Genomic DNA, 17466 nt, shown 5'->3' on the forward strand with positions numbered 1-17466 from the left:
GCGTCTCGCGCCTGCCATTCTCAGCCTGCTCGCGGGATAACTCAACTCCCGCGATCATTTGCAGGCGGGTGACGGTCAATCCGGCTCGTACCCCAGGATTGGCGCGAGCCACTTCTCGGCCTCGGCGCGGCTCCAGCCCTTGCGGTGGGCGTAGTCGTCGACCTGATCCGGGCCGATGCGGCCCACACCGAAGTAGCGTGCCTCCGGATGGGCGAGATACCAGCCCGATACGGCAGCGCCCGGGTGCATGGCGTACGAGTCGGTCAATTCCATTCCGATTCGTTCGGGCGCCAAGAGTTCCCACAACAATCCCTTTTCGGTGTGATCCGGACAGGCGGGGTAGCCGGGGGCGGGGCGGATGCCCTGATATTTCTCGGCGATCAGCTCGTCGTTGGAGAGCTCCTCGTCGGCCGCGTAGCCCCAGAATTCCTTGCGCACGCGCTCGTGCAATGTCTCGGCGAAGGCCTCGGCCAGCCGGTCGGCCAGCGATTGGAGCAGGATGGCGTGGTAGTCGTCGTTCGCTTCCTCGAAGCGCTTGACGTGCGGTTCAATGCCGTGGCCCGTGGTGACGGCGAACCCGCCGATCCAGTCCTTGACCTTGCTGCCCGTCGGCGCGACGAAGTCGGCCAGGCACTGGTTGGGCTTGCCGCCCGAGCGCGGCATCTGCTGACGGATGTGATGCAGGGTGGTGAGCACACCCTGACGCGTCTCGTCGGTGAACACGCGGATGTCGTCGTCGATCGAAGCGGCCGGCCAGAAACCGTAGACGGCGTTGGCCGTGAGCCACTTCTCCTCGACGATCTGCTTGAGCATGGCCCGGGCATCGTCGTAGAGCTTTGTCGCCTCGGTGCCCACCTTCTCGTCGTCGAGGATGGCCGGGAACTTGCCGAACAACTGCCAACTCTGGAAGAACGGCGTCCAGTCGATGCGTTCGACGATCATCTCGAGCGGGTAGTCCTCGAGGACATGCACACCCGGCTGCTTCGGCGCGACCGGGGTGTAGTCCTCGAAGTTCACCTTCTGGCGATTGTCTCGCGCCTGCTGGATGGAAACGCGCTTGGCCTCCTTCTGGTTGGCTTGGCGGCGTTCGACCACCTTGGCGTATTCGCCTTCGACCTCGTCGACGAATGCCTGTTTGTTCTTGCCCAGCAGCTTGCTGGCCACGCCCACGGCGCGTGAGGCGTCGAGCACGTGGATCACCGGCTGGTCGTAGACCGGGTTGATCTTGAGCGCGGTGTGCAGCTTGGAGGTGGTCGCCCCGCCGATCATCAGCGGGATGTCGAAGCCCTGGCGCTGCATCTCGCTGGCGACGTTGGTCATCTCCTCGAGCGACGGGGTGATCAGGCCGGACAGGCCGATCAGGTCGGCGTTTTCCTCGCGGGCGGTGTCGAGGATCTTCTGCGCCGGCACCATTACACCCAGGTCGACGATCTCGAAGCCGTTGCATTGCAGCACCACGCCGACGATGTTCTTGCCGATGTCATGCACGTCGCCCTTGACGGTGGCCATCACCACCTTGCCGGCCGACTGCGCCTGGCAGCTTTCCTCTTCCATGTAGGGCAGCAGGTGGGCGACGGCCTTTTTCATCACGCGGGCGGACTTGACCACCTGCGGCAGGAACATCTTGCCGGCGCCGAACAGGTCACCGACGACGTTCATGCCGTCCATCAGCGGGCCTTCGATCACGTGCAGCGGCAGTTCGGCGCGCTGGCGCGCTTCCTCGGTGTCCTCGACCACGTACTCGTCGATGCCCTTGACCAGCGAATGCTCAAGGCGCTTTTCCACCGGCCACTCGCGCCATTCGAGGCTGGGGCCGCTGGATTTCTCGCCGCCGGATTCACGGTACTTGTCGGCCAGATCGAGCATGCGGTCGGTGGCATCACTGCGGCGGTTGAGCACGATGTCCTCGACCGCCTCGCGCAGTTCCTCGGGGATCTCGTCGACCACGGTGAGCTGGCCGGCGTTGACGATGCCCATGTCCATGCCCGCCCGGGTGGCGTGGTAGAGGAACACGCTGTGAATCGCCTCGCGCACCGGCTCGTTGCCGCGGAAGGAGAACGACACGTTCGAGACGCCGCCGGAGACCAGCGCATGCGGCAGGTTTTCCTTGATCCAGCGGGTGCCCTCGATGAAGTCGACCGCGTAGTTGTTGTGCTCCTCGATGCCGGTGGCGATGGCGAAGATGTTCGGATCGAAGATGATGTCCTCGGGCGGGAAGCCGATCCCGGTCAGCAGGTCATAGGCCCGCTGGGCGATTTCCTTGCGCCGCTCGAGGCTGTCGGCCTGGCCGTCCTCGTCAAAGCCCATCACCACGGCGGCCGCCCCGTATCGCTGGACGGTACGCGCCTGCTCGAGGAACGACTCTTCGCCTTCCTTGAGGGAGATCGAGTTGACCACCGCCTTGCCTTGCACGCACTTGAGGCCCGCCTCGATCACCTCGAACTTCGAGGAGTCAATCATGATCGGCACGCGCGAGATGTCGGGTTCGGCGGCCACGAGCTTCAGAAAGCGCTGCATCGCCTCGACGCCGTCGATCAGACCCTCGTCCATGTTGATGTCGATCATCTGCGCACCGTTCTCGACCTGCTGGCGCGCGACGTCCAGCGCCGTGTCGTAGTCACCTTCCTTGATCAGGCGACGGAAACGCGCCGAGCCGGTGACATTGGTGCGCTCGCCGATGTTCACGAACAGCGAGTCGGGGGTGATGTTGAATGGCTCGAGCCCGGACAGGCGGCAGGCGATTTCCGGCTTGGCGGGTTTGCGCGGCGCGACGCCGTCGACCCGGCGAGCCATCTCGGCGGTGTGCGCGGGCGTGGTGCCGCAGCAGCCGCCGATGATGTTGAGCAGGCCCGCCTCGGCCCATTCGCCGATCGAGGCGGCCATCGGGTCGGCCTCGAGATCGTATTCGCCCAGTTCGTTGGGCAGGCCGGCGTTGGGGTGCGCGGAGACGAAGTATTCGCTCAGGCGCGAGAGCTCGGCGACGTACTGGCGCAACAGGTCGGGGCCCAGCGCGCAGTTCAGCCCGATCGACAACGGTCGGGCATGACGCAGGCTGTTGTAGAACGCCTCGGTGGTCTGGCCCGACAGCGTGCGGCCGGAGGCGTCGGTGATGGTCCCCGAGATCATGACCGGCCAGCGCTGGCCACGATCGACGAACAGTTCCTCGAGGGCGAATACCGCCGCCTTGGCGTTGAGCGTGTCGAAGATGGTCTCGATCAGGAAGATGTCGACGCCGCCCTCGAGCAGGGCCTCCGCGGATTCGCGGTAGGCCTCGACCAGTTCGTCGAAGCTGGTGTTGCGGTAGCCGGGGTCGTTGACGTCCGGCGAGATCGAGGCGGTGCGGTTGGTCGGGCCGAGGATGCCGGCGACGAAACGCGGCTTGTCTGGCGTCTCGGCGGTCTTGGCATCGGCGGCCTTCCGGGCGATCTGCGCGGCGACCACGTTGATCTCGCGCGACAGCTCTTCCATCTGGTAGTCGGCCATCGCGATGCGGGTGGCCGAGAAGGTGTTCGCCTCGATGATGTCCGCGCCGGCGTCCAGGTACTGGCGATGGATGTCCTCGATCACGTCCGGGCGCGTCAGGACCAGCAGGTCGTTGTTGCCCTTGAGGTCCACCGGCCAGTCGGCAAAGCGCTCGCCGCGGAAATCGTCCTCGTTGAGCTGCGCGTTCTGGATCATGGTGCCCATGGCGCCGTCGAGCACCAGGATGCGCTCGCGCATCAGGTCACGAAGCTGGTCGAAAACGGGGTGGTCTCGGTCGATCGAAGTCATGGGCGACGCGCGGTCCTGGATCGGCCGGGCCGTCGTCCTGCACAGGCGGGGCAGGCCGCACGGCCGGCGCGGTGAATTATTAAGGAAGGTCTGCACGAATAGCCAACGCCTCTGTGGGTCGCCAGGCGTCCAGATGCAAGGCGCAGTGCGCCGTTCAATGGCCGTAGTCATTGGCAAGCGCTGCAACACCGCAGGTGGGTGCCTGGCGACCCGCCCTACGGGGCCTGCCGGCTTGCCCGCCCTCGGTGTTGCCGATCCTCGCCGGGCAATGAGCCCGACTTCGAATCGGCGCCTTGATGGCGAACAAGCCGGTAAGCCAGAGGCATTGGCTATTCCTGCGGACCTTCCTTTTGAGCGGGAGTATAACGTAGAGCCCCTGCAAGGAGGGGAGGCGCGGGGTCAGTGCTTGCGCGAGTCGCGCTGGGATTGGCGCAGACGCAGAAAACGCTGGGCGCGGCGACGGCGCTTGTGGATCGAGATATTGATGCGCCAGAGCACGCGGATGATCGTAAAGCCGAGCAGGGCGCTGACGAACGACAGGGTGAGCAGCCCGACACCCAGCGGCAGCCAGATTGCGGGCAACTGGCTCATGGCATAACCAACGCTCATCTCGCCGGTTGGCGGGGCCAGTGCCGCGCCGGTAAGCATGGCGCCGATCTGGTAGGCAAGCCAAAGCAGGGGCGGGATGGTGACCGGGTTGGTGGTCCAGACGAGCGCGACCGCCAGGGCGATGTTGACACGCATGGCAATCGCCCCCACGGCCGCGATCAGCATCTGGCCCGGCAGCGGAATGAAGGCGAGAAACAGACCGAGGGCGACACCGCCGGAAACCGAGCGGCGGTTGAGGTGCCAGAGGTTCGGATCGCCGAGGAACTGCGCCACCGGGCGCAGGAACGGCTGGTTAACGATCCGCTGGCGATTGGGTGTCAGTCGACGAAAGAACTTGCGTGGCATTCTGGCCTCGTCAGACGTCGGCTTGGCGGCTCACCGGCGTTGCCCGTGAATGGCGGCGACCGTTGTGCCGCGTCACTCAAAGACTCTTGAGCAGGTCCCGCACCTTGCGGCTCAGTGTCATGTAGTCGCGTTTCTCCTCGTCGGTCAACTCACCGAGCACCCGGTGGCGGAAGCGAGCGAGGGCCTGGTCGGCGGCCTCGATGCGTGCATGGGCGTCGGGCTTGAGCCAGATGGTCTTGGCGCGACGGTCCGATTCGGAGATCCGCCGCTCGATCCAGTTGCCTTTTTCCAGGCCATCGAGCAGTTTGACCAGCGTTGGCCCTTCGATGGCCAGTTCGCCGGCGAGTTCCTTCTGCGTGCGGCCTTCGCCCTCGTCACGCAGGATGCGCAAGACGGCCCAGGCCGAGGCGGTCAGATCGAATTCGCTTAAGGTGTCGTTGACCTGCACGCGCCACAGCCTGGAGACGTCGAATACCAGACGAGTGATTTCGTCTTCGCGTTGCTGGACCGGATCGGAAGATTGGGTCATGGGCTGGTGCCGGCTGTCATGGGAATTAAACATCCGTATGGTCGCATTACTCGGGCGTTTTGGCCATCCCGCTGATTCGGATTGGGGTGGGGGAGCGTCGCCGGCCCTGGCCGGCGGTTGCGCGCCGGCGCGGGCGGGCCGCGGCGCATCTCGGGCTGGGCGGATAGATTGCCGCTGCAGGGCGTTTGCGGTACCATTCCGCCCTTGAAACGGGGCCCGTCGGCCCGCCTTTTACTTCGTCTGGAAATGGTTCGTTAATGACCAAGTTCGTCTTCGTTACCGGTGGGGTCGTCTCGTCACTGGGCAAGGGAATCGCCGCCGCCTCGCTGGGCGCGCTGCTCGAATCGCGCGGGCTGCGCGTGACGCTGATGAAGCTCGATCCCTACATCAACGTCGACCCGGGCACGATGAGTCCCTTCCAGCACGGCGAGGTGTTCGTCACCGACGACGGCGCGGAGACGGATCTCGATCTGGGTCACTACGAGCGCTTCGTGCGCTCCCCGGTCGGTCGACGCAACAATTTCACCACCGGGCGGGTCTACGAGACCGTCATCCGTCGTGAGCGGCGTGGCGACTATTTGGGTGGCACCGTCCAGGTCATCCCGCACGTCACCGACGAGATCAAGCGTCGGGTGGTCGAGGGCTCCAAGGGCTACGACGTCGCATTGATCGAAATCGGCGGCACCGTCGGCGATATCGAATCCCTGCCGTTCCTCGAGGCAATCCGTCAGCTGGGCGTAGAGATGGGCCGTGATCGTGCCATCTTCATGCACTTGACGCTGGTACCGTTCATCAAGGCGGCCGGCGAGGTCAAGACCAAGCCTACGCAGCACTCGGTCAAGGAGTTGCGCTCGATCGGCATCCAGCCAGACATCCTCGTCTGTCGCGCCGAGGTGCCGCTGCCGGAAGAGGAGCGACGCAAGATCGCCCTGTTCACCAATGTCGAACACGACGCGGTAATCTCGTCGATCGATGCCGACACGATCTACCGTATTCCGCGCCTGCTGCACGCTCAGAAGCTCGACGAGACGGTCCTGCGCAAGCTGCACTTGAGTGCCGGGCCGGCGGATCTCACCGAGTGGGACCGGGTAGTCGAGGCGCAGACCAAGCCCGACCGCATCGTCGATATCGCGATGGTAGGCAAGTACGTCGACCTCGTGGATGCCTACAAGAGCGTCAACGAGGCGCTGCTGCACGCCGGTATCCAGACCCGCACGCGGGTGAACATCCATTACTTCGACTCCGAGTCCTTCGAGCACGACGGCGTGTCCCGTCTCGAGGGCATGGACGCGATCCTGGTCCCCGGCGGCTTCGGTTCGCGCGGGGTCGAGGGCAAGATCGCGGCGGTTCGCTTTGCTCGCGAGTCCGGCAAGCCCTACCTGGGCATCTGCCTTGGGATGCAGGTGGCCGTGATCGAATACGCCCGCCACGTCGCCGGCCTCGAGGGTGCTCACTCGACCGAATTCGATCGCGACACGGAGAATCCGGTGATCGCGCTGATCACCGAATGGCGCGACGAGGAGGGCAACCTCATCGAGCGGGGCGAGGACGTCGACATGGGCGGCACCATGCGCCTGGGCGCGCAACGCTGCCGCATCGAGCCGGGCACGCTGGCACACCGCATCTACGGGCAGGGCGAGATCAGCGAGCGGCATCGCCATCGCTACGAATTCAACAACGGTTACCAGAAGGCGCTCTCCGAGGCCGGGCTGGTATTCGCCGGCTGGTCGGCGGAGAACGAGCTGGTCGAGACGGTGGAGTTGCCGGATCACCCGTTCTTCTTCGCCTGCCAGTTCCACCCGGAATTCCGTTCCACGCCGCGCGACGGCCATCCGCTGTTCGTCGCCTTTGTCAACGCGGCCCATGCCCAACGAGTGGGCAAGGCCGAGGCCCTGGACGACGCATGACGATGAAGCTCTTGGATTTCGAGGTCGGACTGGACCAGCCGCTGTTCCTGATCGCCGGCCCCTGCGTGATCGAGTCGGCCGACCTGGCGCAGGAAACGGCCGGTCGCTTGAAGGAAATGGCAGAAACCGCCGGTATCCGGCTGATCTACAAGAGTTCCTTCGACAAGGCGAACCGTTCCTCCACGGAAAGCTTCCGTGGGCCGGGGCTGGAGAAGGGGCTGGCGATCCTCGAGGACGTCAAGCGCGAATTCGGTCTGCCGGTGCTGACCGACGTCCACGAGGACACGCCGCTGGAGGAGGTCGCGTCGGTGGTCGACGTGCTGCAGACGCCGGCCTTCCTCTGCCGTCAGACGAATTTCATCCAGAACGTCGCCCGCCAGGGCAAGCCGGTGAACATCAAGAAGGGCCAGTTCCTCGCGCCCTGGGACATGGCCAACGTGGTCGAGAAGGCCCGTGCGGTTGGCAACGACCAGGTGATGGTCTGCGAGCGCGGCGTGTCCTTCGGCTACAACACGCTGGTTTCCGACATGCGCGGCCTGGCGATCATGCGCCAGACCGGCGCGCCGGTGGTTTTCGATGCTACCCACTCGGTCCAACAGCCGGGCGGACAGGGCAAGGCGTCGGGCGGTCAGCGCGAATTCGTGCCGGTGCTGGCGCGCGCCGCGGTGGCGGCCGGTGTGTCGGGCCTGTTCATGGAAACGCACCCGGACCCGGCCAAGGCGCTTTCCGACGGGCCGAATGCCTGGCCGCTCGACGAGATGGCCGACCTGCTGCTGACGCTGACCACGCTCGATCGTACGGTCAAGGCCTCGGGCTTCCCGGAGAACGCGCGGCTGGGTCTGACGGACTGAGTCGAACGAGTGCCGTCCCCAAACGGCAGGGCGGCCGACAAACGAATACAGGGCCGGGCGCGAAAGGCGCCGGTCCGCATCCGATCCAAATCGAACATATAGTCAGGAGAACACTGCATGGCAGCCATTGAGCGAGTGCACGCACGCGAAGTCATCGATTCACGCGGCAACCCGACCGTCGAGGCCGAGGTTCATCTGGCCGGCGGTATCGTGGGCCGGGCGATCGTACCCTCCGGCGCCTCCACCGGCGCCCGCGAGGCGATCGAGCTGCGTGACGGCGACAAGAGCCGGTTCCTCGGCAAGGGCGTGACCCGTGCGGTCGCCAACGTCAACGGTGAGATCAATGACGCCGTCAAGGGCATGAACGTGCACTCGCTGGCCGACATCGACAACAAGATGATCGAGCTCGATGGCACCGAGAACAAGTCGCGTCTGGGTGCGAACGCCATCCTCGCCGTCTCGCTGGCCGCCGCGCAGGCGGGTGCGCTCGAGCGCGGCGAGCCGCTGTTCTCCTACCTCGGTGGCGAGGCGGCCGTGACCCTGCCGGTGCCGATGATGAACATCATCAACGGCGGCGAGCACGCCGACAACTCCATCGACATGCAGGAGTTCATGATCATCCCGGCCGGCGCGCCGAGCTTCTCCGAGGCCCTGCGCTACGGCGTCGAGGTATTTCATGCCCTGAAGCAGGTGCTGGCCGCGCGCGGTCTGTCCACCGCCGTCGGCGACGAGGGCGGCTTCGCCCCCGATCTGCCGTCCAACGAGGCGGCGATCGAGGCGATCATGGAAGCGATCGAGAAGGCCGGCTACACCCCGGGCAAGGACGTGTTCCTCGGTCTGGACGCGGCGAGCTCCGAATACATCAAGGACGGCAAGTACGTCCTGAGCGGTGAGAACCGCACCCTGGATGCCGCCGGCATGGTCGACCTGCTGGCCGAATGGGTCGAGAAGTATCCGATCCTCTCGATCGAGGATGGCATGGCCGAGGACGACTGGGACGGCTGGGCGCTCTTGACCGAGCGACTGGGCGACAAGTGCCAGCTGGTCGGCGACGATCTGTTCGTCACCAACGAGAAGATCCTGCGCGAAGGCATCGAGCGCAAGATCGCCAACTCCATGCTGGTGAAGGTCAACCAGATCGGCACCCTGACCGAGACCCTGGCAGCCATGCGCCTGGCGCAGGAGAACGGCTACACCAACGTCGTCTCTCACCGTTCCGGCGAGACCGAGGACACCACCATCGCCGATCTCGCCGTGGCGACCAACGCCGGCCAGATCAAGACCGGCTCGCTGTCGCGCTCCGACCGGATCGCCAAGTACAACCAGCTGCTGCGTATCGAGGAGCGTCTTGGCGACAAGGCTCGCTTCCCGGGTCGTGCGGCCTTCGGTCAGTAAGGCCTCGGCTTAGGCCTTCGGGACGCACTGACCAGATGCCTTTCATTCCATCGGTGCCGTGCAGCGAACCCTCTCGGGACGTGGTGAATGCGGTGCCATCGACGGAATGGAGCGTCTTGTGCGCCTGCTGACCGTCATTCTCTTGTTGATGGTCGCCGGTCTGCAATGGCGGGTCTGGTTCAGCGAGGCCTCCGTGGGCGAGGTGAATGCCAAGCAGGAGCGCCTGGAGTCCTTGCAGGCCGAACAGACCCGTCTAGAGCGGCGTAACGAGACCCTGGCGGCCGAGGTGGGCAGCCTGCGGGAGGGCGTGGATGCCGTCGAGGCACAGGCGCGGCTGACGTTGGGCCTGGTTCGCGAGGACGAGCGTTTCTACCAGGTGGTCGAAGGGGTTCGCCCCGATACCATCACCCCGCCCGCGGTGGACCCGACCCGCGTGACGTCTCCCTCGATCGGCGAGTGATGCATCGATGAATCGATCACGGTCGTTGCGTTTCCCCGTGTCCGTCGAGGTTTGTGCACTGTCAGGTCGAGTAGGGCGATGAACGTCGCCGCCACCACCTTGCCGCCCGCCGCGGCGACTCCGGCTGAGGCCGGACGCTGGTGGCTGGTCGTGCCCGCGGCCGGCTTCGGCCGTCGCATGGGGAGCGAGACACCCAAGCAGTACCTGAGCCTGGGCGAGCGTTCCGTGCTGGAGGTGACCCTGTCGCGGTTTGCCGATCTGCCGGGACTGGCCGGGGTGGTGCTGGTCACCGGCGAGCAGGTCCCCGAAGGCACACTGCAGGCGTTGCACGTGGCCGGCGTGCCGATCCATCGCGTCGATGGCGGTGCCACGCGGGCGTTGAGCGTGCGCAACGGACTGGCCCTGTTTCGTGATCGCTGGGCGAGTCTCTCGCCCGGCCAGCGGCACGAACCGGCCGATGGGCTGGGGGAGTGGGTGATGGTGCATGACGCCGCGCGGCCTTGCGTGGCACCGGGGGACCTGCGCCGCCTGCTTTCTGCCGCTCGCTACCCGGACGGCGCATTGTTGACCGCGCCTGTGCGCGACACCATCAAGCGTGTCGACGCGGAGGGTCGGGTGGTGGAGACCATTGACCGCCGCGTACTGCGCCATGCCTTGACCCCGCAGCTGTTCCCGGTGGGCGTGCTGCTCGAGGCGATCGAGCAGGGCCTGGCGGCAGGGGCGGAGATCACCGACGAGGCCTCGGCGCTCGAACGCCTGGGCCTGTCGCCGCTGGCCGTGGACGCCGGCACGGACAACCTCAAGATTACCCACCCGGAGGATCTCGGCATTGCCCGGGCGATCCTCCGGCGGCAGGGGGTGCTCGATGATTGATCCCTTCTCGCTGCGTATCGGTCACGGCTTCGACGTGCATGCCTTCGAGCCGGGCGATCACCTCTGGATCGGCGGTTGCCGCATTCCCTTTGAACGAGGCTTTCGGGCGCATTCCGACGGTGACGTCCTGCTGCATGCGATCTGCGATGCCTTGTTGGGCGGGGCAGGGCTCGGCGATATCGGCCGGCATTTTCCGGACACGGACCCTGTCTGGGCGGGGGCCGACAGCCGGGACTTGCTGCGCCGGGTGGTCGAGCTGCTCGAGCAGGGCGGTTGGCAGCTGGTTAATGTCGATGCGACCGTGATTGCGCAGGCACCGAAGCTTGCGCCGTGGATCAACCCCATGCGTGAGTCGATCGCGGCGGCCGGCGGCTGGTCGACCGAGCAGGTAAACGTCAAGGCGACGACCTCGGAGAAACTCGGCTTTACCGGACGGGGTGAGGGCATCGCCGCCGAGGCGGTCGCCATGCTGTCGCGCACGCCCCGGGCGGATTGATTTATGGGGGGCGGCCAAGTAGTCTTGTCGCCCGTTTCCCGGGGCGGTGCGCGCAACTCGCGTCGCCGCGCGCCGGGGCAACCGATTTCGATAACTGACTCTCGAACATTTCAAGTGGAACCATCGGATGCGTAAACCGATCGTCGTAGGAAACTGGAAGCTCAATGGCGCGCTGGCCGACAACGAGTCGCTGGTGCTGGGCCTGCTTGACGGCATGCCGCAGCTCGAAGGCATCGATGTTGCCGTCTGCCCGCCGTTCGTCTTTGTGCCGCAAGTCGCCCGGCTGGCTGAATCCACCGCGTTGGATGTCGGCGCGCAGAACTGTTCCGAACACGACAATGGCGCGTTTACCGGCGAAGTCGCCGCGCCGATGCTGGCCGACGTGGGGGCGCGTTACGTGATCATCGGTCACTCCGAGCGTCGCGCCATGTACGGCGAGACCGACGAGATTGTCAGCGCCAAGGTCAAGGCCGCGCTGGCCGCCGGGCTCACACCGATCCTCTGCGTCGGCGAGACACTTGAAGAGCGCGAAGCAGACGAAACCGAGGCGGTGGTGCGTCGTCAGCTGGCCGCCGTGATTAGTGGCAACGGCATCCAGGCCTTTGATCGGATCGTGATTGCCTACGAGCCCGTCTGGGCGATCGGCACCGGCCGGACGGCCTCGCCGGAGCAGGCACAGGCCGTTCACGCGTTCATTCGCGGTCAGTTGGCCGACCACGACGCGGGCATCGCCCAGTCGGTGCGCATTCAGTACGGCGGCTCGATGAAACCCGGCAACGCGGCCGATCTGCTCGCACAGCCGGACATCGACGGCGGCCTGATCGGCGGGGCGTCGCTCAAGGCCGAGGACTTTCTGGGAATCTGCCGCGCCGCGGCGGACACGGTAGGTAAGTAATGACCACATTCGTAATCATCATCCACGTGCTGCTGGGTCTGGCCCTGATCGGGCTTGTGTTGATCCAGCATGGCAAGGGCGCGGATGCCGGCGCTGCGTTCGGTTCGGGCGCGTCTGGCACCGTTCATGGGGCGCGTGGGCCGGCAAACACCCTGCAGAAAGTGACTGGGTGGATGGTGGTGGCCTTTTTTGGCACCAGTTTGTTGCTTGCCTACGTGATTAACACTTCCCAGGAGCCCTCGAGCGTGGTAGATTCTGCACCCGTTTCCGAGAGTGGAAACGCGCCAGAGCAAGACGGACGCACCCCGTCCGACAAGCCGGCAGGCACGCCGACCGACGTCCCATCCTCGAACTCGGCGGCACCCTCTGGGCAGGAAGACGGCAGCACCCAATCGCCGTCGGATGTGCCCGGACAGTAACGGCAGTCAAACGCCGTTACGACCGGATCAAGCGATGATCCGGTGACAACCAAAGCGGACGTGGTGGAACTGGTAGACACGCTATCTTGAGGGGGTAGTGGCGAAAGCCGTGTGGGTTCGAGTCCCACCGTCCGCACCAAACACACTTTTCCGGTTCGATTCGTTATTCTTGTACGTTCCCGTGGTGATTTCTCCCGGTGCGCGCAAGGCGGTCGAACGCGCAGAAAAAATCGGCCGGGATCGACCCGGCCGGGTTTCGAGCAAGAGGGTGTCAGATGCTTGAAGGCTACATTCCCATCCTGATCTTCTTCGGTGTGGCCACCCTGTTCTCCCTGGGTCTTCTGGTCATTGGTCAGGTGTTGGCACCCAACCGGCCGGATGCGGCCAAGCTGGATGCGTACGAGTGCGGTTTCGCGCCCTTCGAGGACGCGCGCATGAAGTTCGACATCCGCTACTACCTGGTCGCCATCCTGTTCATCATCTTCGATCTGGAGATCGCCTTCCTGTTTCCCTGGGCCGTTGCGCTCGAGGACATCGGCGGCTTCGGGCTCGCGGCCATGGCCATTTTTCTGGGCGTGCTCGTGATCGGCTTCATTTACGAGTGGAAGAAGGGGGCGCTGGAATGGGAGTAGAAGGCGTTCTTGAGAAGGGCTTCGTCACCACGTCGGCCGACAAGCTGATCAACTGGGCCCGCACCGGCTCGCTCTGGCCGATGACCTTCGGCCTGGCCTGCTGTGCCGTCGAGATGATGCATGCCGGCGCGGCCCGTTACGACCTCGATCGCTTCGGCGTGGTGTTCCGCCCGAGTCCGCGTCAGTCCGACGTGATGATCGTGGCCGGCACCCTGGTCAACAAGATGGCCCCCGCACTGCGCAAGGTCTACGACCAGATGGCCGAGCCGCGCTGGGTGATTTCCATGGGCTCCTGCGCCAATGGTGGGGGCTACTACCACTACTCCTATTCCGTGGTGCGTGGTTGTGATCGGATCGTGCCGGTCGACATCTACGTGCCCGGGTGCCCGCCGACGGCCGAGGCACTCTTGTACGGAATCATCCAGTTGCAGAACAAGATCCGTCGCACCAACACCATTGCGCGTGCCTGACGGGTACCGGCAAGCACAGGGGTAGCCTCATTCATGAACCTGCAAACGGCCCTCAAGGAAACCATCGGCGAGTACATCGTCGATCAGACCTTCGACCGTGGTGAGCTCACCATCCAGGTCGAGGCCAAGCACTGGCGCGAAGTCGCCGAGCGGCTCGAGTCGAGCGAGGCGACGCGTTTCGAGCAGTGCGTCGATCTGTGCGGCGTCGACTACCTCGAGTACGGTCGCGATGAATGGGCCGGTGAAGAGACGGTTTCCTACACCGGTTACAGCCGCGGTGTCGAGCCGAATACCAGCGGCTGGCTCAAGTTCGGCGACGAGCCGGACCTGGGTGACCTGGGCCGACCGCGCTTTGCCGTGGTCGCCCACCTGCTTTCGTACACCCACAACTGGCGCCTGCGTGTGCGGGTCTATTGCCTGGACGACGAGGCCCCGGCGGTGCCGTCGGTGGTGTCGGTGTGGGCCGGTCTGAACTGGTTCGAGCGCGAGGCGTTCGACCTGTTCGGCATCCTGTTCGACGGCCACCCGGACCTGCGGCGAATCCTGACGGACTACGGCTTCGTCGGCCATCCGTTCCGCAAGGACTTCCCGCTGATCGGGCATGTCGAGGTGCGTTACGACGACGAGAAGCAGCGGGTGGTCTACGAGCCGGTTTCGATCGAGCCTCGTGTGCTGGTGCCGAAGGTGCACCGTGACGACAGCCGCTACATTGACCTCGACGAGGGCTGATAGATGCCGGAAATCGCCAACTACACCCTGAATTTCGGTCCCCAGCACCCGTCGGCCCACGGCGTGCTGCGCCTGGTGCTCGAGATGGACGGCGAGACCGTCGTTCGTGCCGACCCGCATATCGGTCTGCTGCACCGCGCGACCGAGAAGCTCGCCGAGAGCAAGCCCTACAACCAGTCGATCGGTTACATGGACCGGCTCGACTACGTCTCGATGATGTGTAACGAGCACGCCTACGTGCGCGCCATCGAGCAGTTGCTGGATCTGGAGATCCCCGAGCGCGCCCAGTACATCCGGGTGATGTTCGACGAGATCACCCGCATCCTGAATCACCTGCTGTGGCTGGGCGCACATGCGCTCGACATCGGTGCGATGGCGGTGTTCCTGTACGCCTTCCGCGAGCGCGAGGACCTGATGGACTGCTACGAGGCGGTCTCGGGTGCCCGCCTGCACGCCACCTACTACCGCCCGGGCGGTGTCGCGCGCGACCTGCCGGACTCGATGCCCAAGTACCAGGCATCCAAGTGGCACAGCGAGCGTGAAGTCAATCGCATGAACGAGGCGCGCCAGGGCTCGCTGCTCGACTTCCTCGAGGACTTCACCGAGCGTTTCCCGAAGTACGTCGACGAGTACGAGACCCTGCTGACCGACAACCGTATCTGGAAGCAGCGGACGGTCGACATTGGCATCGTCAGCAAGGAGCGGGCGCTGCAGATGGGCTTTACCGGCCCGATGCTGCGCGGCTCCGGCGTCGAGTGGGACCTGCGCAAGCACCAGCCCTATGCCGTCTATGACCAGCTCGACTTCGACATCCCGGTGGGCAAGAACGGTGATTGCTACGACCGTTACCTGGTGCGCGTCGAGGAGATGCGCCAGTCCAACCGCATCATCCGCCAGTGCATCGACTGGCTGCGCAAGAATCCCGGGCCGGTGATGGTCGACGACCACAAGGTCGCGCCGCCGCGCCGCGAGGAGGTGAAGGCGGACATGGAGTCGCTGATCCACCACTTCAAGCTGTTCACCGAGGGCTACACCCTGCCCAAGGGCGAGGCCTACGCGGCCGTGGAACACCCCAAGGGCGAGTTCGGTATCTACCTGGTTTCCGACGGGGCCAACAAGCCGTACCGCCTCAAGATTCGTGCGCCGGGCTTTGCCCACCTGTCGGGTCTCGACGAGATGTCACGCGGCCACATGCTGGCCGACGTCGTGGCGATCATCGGCACCCAGGACATCGTATTCGGAGAGGTCGACCGCTGATGACCGAGAGCAAACTCCACCTGTTGACCGATCACAGCCGCGAGGAAATCGACGGCTGGCTCGCGCGCTACCCCGAGGACCAGAAGCAGTCCGCCTCGCTGGCCGCGCTGCGGATTGCGCAGCACCAGAACGACGGTCACGTCACCGTCGATCTGATGGACGCGATCGCCGAGTACCTCGGGATGGAGCCGATCTCGGTCTACGAGGTCGCCTCGTTCTATTCCATGATCGAGACCAAGCCCTGCGGGCGCCATCACGTCTCGGTCTGCACCAACATTGCCTGCTCGCTGATGGGTTCCGACGAGATCGTCGAGCACTGCGAGAAGAAGCTCGGGATCAAGACCGGCGAGTCGACGCCCGACGGCCGGATCCTGCTCAAGAAGGAAGAAGAGTGCCTCGCGGCCTGCGGCGGCGGTCCGATGATGCAGGTCGATCACGTTTACTACGAGAATCTGACACCCGAGAAGGTGGACGAGATTCTCGACAAGCTGGATTGACGCCATGAGTTTCAATTACGTCAGTTCCACCCCGGTCTGCTTCGCCACGCTCGAACACGAGCAGCCGTGGTCGTTGGAGGCCTACCTCGCCTCCGGCGGCTACCAGGCCTGGAAGAAGATCCTCGAGGAAAAGACCGACCCCGCGCTGATCATCGAGGAGGTCAAGACCTCGAATCTGCGTGGCCGCGGCGGCGCCGGCTTCCCGACCGGGCTCAAGTGGTCGTTCATGCCGCGTAACGCCCCGGGGCAGAAGTACATCGTCTGCAACTCGGACGAGTCCGAGCCGGGCACCTTCAAGGATCGCCAGATCCTGATGAACAACCCGCATGCACTGGTCGAGGGCATGGCGATCGCCGGTTACTCCATCGGCGCGACCAAGGGCTACAACTACATGCGCGGCGAGTTCTCGGACCTGGTGTTCGAACGCTTCGAACAGGCCGTGCGCGAAGCCTACGAATACGGCGTGCTGGGCGAGAACATCCAGGGGTCCGGGATCGACTTCGACCTCTACGGTTCGCTCGGTGCCGGCGCGTACATCTGTGGCGAGGAGACCGCGCTGCTCGAATCGCTCGAGGGCAAGAAGGGCCAGCCACGCTTCAAGCCGCCGTTCCCGGCCAACTTCGGCCTGTACGGTCGGCCGACCACGGTCAACAACACCGAGACGCTGTCGTCCGTGCCGGCGATCATGCGCAACGGCGGCCAGTGGTTCGCGGATCTGGGCGTGCCCAACAGCGGCGGGGTGAAGATCTGGTCGGTCTCGGGGCACGTCAACAAGCCGGGCGTGTTCGAGATCCCGATGGGAACGCCGTTCGCCGACCTGCTGGAAATGGCCGGAGGCATGCGCGGTGGCAAGAAGTGCAAGGCCGTGATTCCCGGCGGCACCTCGTCGCCGGTCATCCCGGGCGAGATCATGCTCGAGACCAACATGGATTACGACTCGATCGCCAAGTCGGGCACGTTCCTGGGCTCGGGCGGGTTGATTGTCATGGACGAGGACACCTGCATGGTCAAGGCGCTGCGTCGCGTGGCGCAGTTCTATTACAAGGAATCCTGTGGCCAGTGCACGCCGTGCCGCGAAGGTACCGGCTGGCTGTTCCGCATGCTCAACCGGATCATCGACGGCAAGGGCACGCTCGAGGATCTCGACCGTCTCGACGACGTGGCGAGCAAGATCGAGGGGCGCACCATCTGCGCGTTCGGCGATGCCGCTGCCACGCCGGTTCGGAGCTTTATCAAGCACTTCCGGCCGGAATTCGAGTACTACATCAAGCACGGCCACAGCATGGTCGACCGCGCATCCCAGGCGGCCTAAGGCCGGCCGTGCAATCAGG

17 protein-coding genes and 1 tRNA gene are annotated in these 17466 nt (G+C 64.9%); 15 read left to right on the forward strand and 3 right to left on the reverse strand.

Features of this window, described 5'->3' with window-relative positions; translation table 11 throughout:
• Positions 1 to 75: 75 nt before the first annotated feature.
• The 3 genes from metH to VWP12_RS06920 form a co-directional block, all read right to left on the reverse strand.
• Entirely contained in the window at positions 76 to 3771 is a 3696-nt protein-coding gene (gene metH / locus VWP12_RS06910; protein ID WP_410473524.1) for a methionine synthase, read from the reverse strand.
• Positions 3772 to 4170: 399 nt separating this feature from the next.
• The gene (locus VWP12_RS06915; RefSeq protein WP_125198699.1) at positions 4171 to 4725 is read right to left on the reverse strand and encodes a DUF2062 domain-containing protein; all 555 of its coding nucleotides are present in this window, start codon (positions 4723 to 4725) and stop codon (positions 4171 to 4173) included.
• 76 nt (positions 4726 to 4801) lie between these two features.
• A complete protein-coding gene (locus VWP12_RS06920) occupies positions 4802 to 5254 on the reverse strand; it encodes a MarR family winged helix-turn-helix transcriptional regulator (RefSeq protein ID WP_410473525.1) in 453 nt (150 codons plus the stop codon).
• A gap of 257 nt (positions 5255 to 5511) precedes the next feature.
• On the opposite strand from VWP12_RS06920, the gene VWP12_RS06925 reads away from it, so the two are divergent.
• From VWP12_RS06925 to nuoF, 15 genes are all read left to right on the forward strand, one after another.
• Positions 5512 to 7161, forward strand: a complete 1650-nt coding sequence (locus VWP12_RS06925; RefSeq protein WP_125198701.1) for a CTP synthase — start codon at positions 5512 to 5514, stop codon at positions 7159 to 7161.
• Between the two features lie 2 nt (positions 7162 to 7163).
• Positions 7164 to 8012 (forward strand): 3-deoxy-8-phosphooctulonate synthase, encoded by an 849-nt coding sequence (gene kdsA / locus VWP12_RS06930; protein WP_125198743.1) that lies wholly within the window; start codon positions 7164 to 7166, stop codon positions 8010 to 8012.
• Between the two features lie 117 nt (positions 8013 to 8129).
• Complete coding sequence (eno, locus tag VWP12_RS06935; RefSeq protein ID WP_410473526.1) at positions 8130 to 9407, forward strand: phosphopyruvate hydratase; 1278 nt, start codon at positions 8130 to 8132, stop codon at positions 9405 to 9407.
• 106 nt (positions 9408 to 9513) lie between these two features.
• Positions 9514 to 9867, forward strand: a complete 354-nt coding sequence (locus VWP12_RS06940) for an FtsB family cell division protein (protein ID WP_410473527.1) — start codon at positions 9514 to 9516, stop codon at positions 9865 to 9867.
• Between the two features lie 78 nt (positions 9868 to 9945).
• Positions 9946 to 10740: a 2-C-methyl-D-erythritol 4-phosphate cytidylyltransferase gene (gene ispD / locus VWP12_RS06945; protein WP_410473528.1), complete on the forward strand. Its 795-nt coding sequence runs from the start codon at positions 9946 to 9948 to the stop codon at positions 10738 to 10740.
• Complete coding sequence (gene ispF, locus VWP12_RS06950) at positions 10733 to 11236, forward strand: 2-C-methyl-D-erythritol 2,4-cyclodiphosphate synthase (RefSeq protein ID WP_410473529.1); 504 nt, start codon at positions 10733 to 10735, stop codon at positions 11234 to 11236. The genes ispD and ispF overlap by 8 nt, the downstream gene beginning before the upstream one ends.
• Before the next feature lie 127 nt (positions 11237 to 11363).
• Positions 11364 to 12131, forward strand: a complete 768-nt coding sequence (tpiA, locus tag VWP12_RS06955) for a triose-phosphate isomerase (RefSeq protein WP_410473530.1) — start codon at positions 11364 to 11366, stop codon at positions 12129 to 12131.
• Positions 12131 to 12550 carry a preprotein translocase subunit SecG gene (secG, locus tag VWP12_RS06960; RefSeq protein WP_136866052.1) on the forward strand — a complete coding sequence of 140 codons (420 nt, stop codon included), beginning with the start codon at positions 12131 to 12133 and terminating at the stop codon, positions 12548 to 12550. Before tpiA ends, secG begins: the two co-directional genes overlap by 1 nt.
• A 54-nt stretch (positions 12551 to 12604) precedes the next feature.
• Positions 12605 to 12689, forward strand: a tRNA-Leu gene (locus VWP12_RS06965).
• A 136-nt stretch (positions 12690 to 12825) separates the two neighbouring features.
• Positions 12826 to 13182 (forward strand): NADH-quinone oxidoreductase subunit A, encoded by a 357-nt coding sequence (locus VWP12_RS06970; protein WP_125198707.1) that lies wholly within the window; start codon positions 12826 to 12828, stop codon positions 13180 to 13182.
• Positions 13173 to 13652 (forward strand): NuoB/complex I 20 kDa subunit family protein, encoded by a 480-nt coding sequence (locus tag VWP12_RS06975; protein WP_058575719.1) that lies wholly within the window; start codon positions 13173 to 13175, stop codon positions 13650 to 13652. Before VWP12_RS06970 ends, VWP12_RS06975 begins: the two co-directional genes overlap by 10 nt.
• A 33-nt stretch (positions 13653 to 13685) precedes the next feature.
• Positions 13686 to 14381 (forward strand): NADH-quinone oxidoreductase subunit C, encoded by a 696-nt coding sequence (locus VWP12_RS06980; protein WP_410473531.1) that lies wholly within the window; start codon positions 13686 to 13688, stop codon positions 14379 to 14381.
• Positions 14382 to 14384: 3 nt separating this feature from the next.
• A complete protein-coding gene (locus VWP12_RS06985; protein WP_410473532.1) occupies positions 14385 to 15638 on the forward strand; it encodes an NADH-quinone oxidoreductase subunit D in 1254 nt (417 codons plus the stop codon).
• Positions 15638 to 16135: an NADH-quinone oxidoreductase subunit NuoE gene (gene nuoE / locus VWP12_RS06990; protein ID WP_410473533.1), complete on the forward strand. Its 498-nt coding sequence runs from the start codon at positions 15638 to 15640 to the stop codon at positions 16133 to 16135. The genes VWP12_RS06985 and nuoE overlap by 1 nt, the downstream gene beginning before the upstream one ends.
• Positions 16136 to 16139: 4 nt before the next feature.
• Positions 16140 to 17447 (forward strand): NADH-quinone oxidoreductase subunit NuoF, encoded by a 1308-nt coding sequence (gene nuoF / locus VWP12_RS06995; RefSeq protein WP_125198711.1) that lies wholly within the window; start codon positions 16140 to 16142, stop codon positions 17445 to 17447.
• The last annotated feature ends 19 nt before the right edge of the window (positions 17448 to 17466 follow it).

It is taken from the genome of Guyparkeria sp. TX1, from assembly GCF_046523965.1.
Lineage (GTDB): Bacteria > Pseudomonadota > Gammaproteobacteria > Halothiobacillales > Halothiobacillaceae > Guyparkeria.